The organism is Serratia sp. J2 (assembly GCF_046269175.1).
Taxonomy (GTDB): Bacteria; Pseudomonadota; Gammaproteobacteria; order Enterobacterales; family Enterobacteriaceae; genus Chania; species Chania fonticola_C.
Window position 1 is genome coordinate 1 of the sequence record NZ_JBKABN010000070.1, and the last position, 3,264, is coordinate 3,264.

A 3,264-nucleotide genomic window follows, 5' to 3' on the forward strand; every position below is an offset into this window, starting at 1 on the left:
CGGTGAAGAGTTTAGCCAGGCGTGGAAGCAAACTGTCCAGGTGAAAACAGATAGCGGTAAGGGGGCAGCATGAAAGCCGGACAGATGCGCCACCGGATCACCATCCAGAACTTCACCACTATCGAGCTGCCATCGGGCGAGGAGAAAAGGGTTTGGTTTGATGCGGCTACCGTGTGGGCCGAGGTGAAAGCGATCAGCGGTCGTGAGCTGCTGGCCTCAGGTGCGGAGATGTCAGAAATCACCCTCCGGATCTGGCTGCGTTACCGGGCTGATGTGGGCAGTGCCAGCCGTATCTTGTGGCAACAGCAAGGGCATATGCAACAGGCCTACAGCATTGCCTCGGTTATTCCTGATCCGAAAGCCAGCCGGTTAGAGCTGCTATGCAAGGGAGGCGTTACGCCATGATTGAAACATCAATCGGCCTGGAAGAGGTCAAGCTGCATTGCCGCATCGATGGCAGCGAGGAAGACGCCTTGCTACAGGGCTATATCGCTGCCGCGCTGGAGGTCTGCCAGAAACATATCGGCAGGCGTTTCGGTGATGAGCTGGAGCTTAACCCGGCTATCAAGGTGGGTTGCCTGTTGCTGATAGGCCACTGGTACGAGAACCGTGAGATAGCCGCAGAGAAGACCGCCGAACTGCCCTTTACCACGACCTCATTGTGGAACTACTACCGCGAACCGGGAGTGTACTAAATGCCATCTCACCCACTCAAACGTTGCACCTATCCCGGTTGCCGCAATCGCGTCAAGGCTGGTCGCTGCCCTGAGCACAAGCGCCAGGCTAACGCCGCACTGACTGCCAGCCGTGGCACCCGTACCGAGCGTGGCTATTCCAACCGCTGGGGCCAGTATCGCCTTGCCTATCTTAAGGCGCACCCGCTTTGTGTGATGTGCGAGAAGGAAGGACGCTATGCCCCGGCCAAGATAGTCGATCACATCATCCCTATCGAGGGTGAAAGCGATGTGCTGTTCTGGCCTGCCAGCAATCATCAAGGGTTATGCGTTAGCCATCACAGCCGCAAGACCACTACCCAAGACCCACTCACCAAGCAGCAGCGTAAAGCCGGTCAGTTCCGGGAGCAGGAAGCCGCAGCCGCTCACCGTTGGGATTGGTTATATGAAGGTAACGAGCAATGACTGAACAAGAGATTAATCAGTTGCTTAAAGGGTTACAGCGTAGCCGTGATGGGTTCACCAAGCGCCACGACAAGACACCAAGGCAGGCCACAGGAAAGCGCCTGTCAGAGCGTGACCGGGAGTTAGCCGAGGCATTCAGAAATCGGTAAATGATAATGCCTATCATTTCAATGGCGATTGATTGCATTTGTAATGATTTCATTTGTAACTATATCGATTTGAGGGGAGGGGGGGATTTTCAGGACAAAAAGCCCTCCCGCAGGAACCACCCGCCTCCTCAAATTTTTACGCGCGGCACTTTTTTTCACAGCAGTAAGGCACAGGAAACAGCAAGTTATGGCACGACCACCCAAACCACCCGCTTATTTAGATGAAATTGCTACAGCAGAGTGGAAGACGAGAGCCAAGCAATTGATGGATCGCGGCGATTTGATTGATGCCGACTGGCGCAACCTGGAATTGTATTGCCTCAACTACTCGATGTATCGCCGAGCCGTGGCAGACCTTGCGGCGCGTGGTTTTTCGGTTGAAGGTTCACGAGGTGCCACCACCACCAACCCCGCACTGAAAGCCAAATCGGACGCAGAAAAAATCATGATCAAAATGTCCTCGCTGATGGGCTTTGATCCGGTATCCCGCCGCCGTAACCCGGTGGAAACTGACGAGGCCGACGAACTTGACCGCCTGGCATGAATACGCAGAAGCGATAAAAAGCGGTGAAATCCCGGCCTGTGAACGGCTTAAGCAGGCGGTGGAACGGTACTTTACCGACCTGAATAACCCTCTTTACCTGTTCGATACGGCCACGGTAGAGCGTTTTGTCGCTTTTTCTCGCCTTTGCCCCCACGTCAAAGGCCCGTTGCGCGGCCAGCCGATAGAGCTGGAGCCGTGGCAGCAATTCGCCTTTGCTAACTTGCTGGGGTTCAAGGTGGTGGCCACCGGCCGCCGCAAATACCGCAGCGCCTACATTCAGGTACCGCGCAAGAACGCCAAATCCACGGTAGCCGCCATGCTGGCTAACTGGTTCCTGGTGATGGAGCACGGGCAGCAGGACATTTACACCGCTGCCGTGAGCCGGGATCAGGCCCGTATCGTGTTTGATGATGCACGGCAGATGTGCCTGCTATCCAAACCACTGCGCAAGCGGGTGGCTATCCAGCAACACAAGCTGATCTACGCCAAGACCAACAGCCTGTTAAAGCCGCTGGCGGCCAGAGCCTCAACCATTGAAGGGACTAACCCTAGCCTGGCGGTGGTCGATGAGTACCACCTGCACCCGGATAACGGCGTTTACTCCGCGCTTGAGCTGGGTATGGGCGCGCGTCCCGAAGGCATTTTGTTTGCCATTACCACCGCTGGCAGCAACATCGTATCGGCTTGCAAGCAGCACTATGATTACTGTTGCCAGATCCTGGATGGGGAAGAAGAGAATGAATCGCTGTTTGCGTTGATCTACGAGCTGGACGACGAAAACGAAGTAGACGACCCGGCGCAGTGGGTGAAGGCCAATCCTAACCTGTCGGTGTCCGTCGATGTGGCCGCGCTGGCCGATACTATCCAAAAGGCTCGCGGCATACCCTCGCAGTGGGTGGAGATGCTGACCAAGCGCTTTAACATCTGGTGCCAGGGGGAAACCCCGTGGATGGGTGAGGGAGCCTGGAAAGCTTGCGCCGCCGAGTATACCGAAGCCGACCTGGAAGGATTGCAGTGTTACGCCGGTCTGGATCTGTCCTCCACCAGTGACATTACCAGTGTTTGCTATACGTTCCCGCTAGAGCGGTCTGTGCGCCTGCTGACGCGCCACTACATCCCCGACGCTCAACTACAAAACCCCGCTAATAAAAACCGCACCTTGTACCGCCAGTGGGTGAAACAGGGTTGGTTGCGACTCACTCCGGGGGATTGTATCGACTATGACCGCATCCGTGATGATGTGCTGGCCGATGCCGAGCGGTTCAGTATCGAGCTGGTGGGTTTCGACACCTGGAACGCCACGCAAATCCGCACCCAGTTACAGGGGGCCGGCCTCGATGTGGAGCCTTTCCCTCAAACCTATATGAAGTTCAGTCCAGTAGCGAAATCGGCGGAGGTATTCGTTAACCGCAAGGTGATAGAGCACAACGGC

At 56.0% G+C, this 3,264-nt stretch carries 6 protein-coding genes; all 6 read left to right on the plus strand.

Annotated features, from left to right (window positions below; genetic code table 11):
- Positions 1-69: 69 nt before the first annotated feature.
- Positions 70-405 carry a phage head closure protein gene (locus ACKWMY_RS27885; protein WP_409487499.1) on the plus strand — a complete coding sequence of 112 codons (336 nt, stop codon included), beginning with the start codon at positions 70-72 and terminating at the stop codon, positions 403-405.
- Positions 402-695, plus strand: coding sequence for a head-tail connector protein (locus tag ACKWMY_RS27890; RefSeq protein ID WP_409487500.1), 294 nt, complete (start codon positions 402-404; stop codon positions 693-695). Before ACKWMY_RS27885 ends, ACKWMY_RS27890 begins: the two co-directional genes overlap by 4 nt.
- A complete protein-coding gene (locus tag ACKWMY_RS27895) occupies positions 696-1,139 on the plus strand; it encodes an HNH endonuclease signature motif containing protein (RefSeq protein ID WP_409487501.1) in 444 nt (147 codons plus the stop codon).
- On the plus strand, positions 1,136-1,288 hold the full coding sequence (locus ACKWMY_RS27900) for a hypothetical protein (protein WP_409487502.1): 153 nt from the start codon (positions 1,136-1,138) through the stop codon (positions 1,286-1,288). The genes ACKWMY_RS27895 and ACKWMY_RS27900 overlap by 4 nt, the downstream gene beginning before the upstream one ends.
- A gap of 187 nt (positions 1,289-1,475) precedes the next feature.
- Positions 1,476-1,832 (plus strand): phage terminase small subunit P27 family, encoded by a 357-nt coding sequence (locus ACKWMY_RS27905; RefSeq protein WP_409487503.1) that lies wholly within the window; start codon positions 1,476-1,478, stop codon positions 1,830-1,832.
- Positions 1,816-3,264 (plus strand): terminase large subunit (locus ACKWMY_RS27910; RefSeq protein WP_409487504.1); only part of this gene is annotated, 1,449 nt, incomplete at its 3' end. The genes ACKWMY_RS27905 and ACKWMY_RS27910, both read left to right, overlap by 17 nt.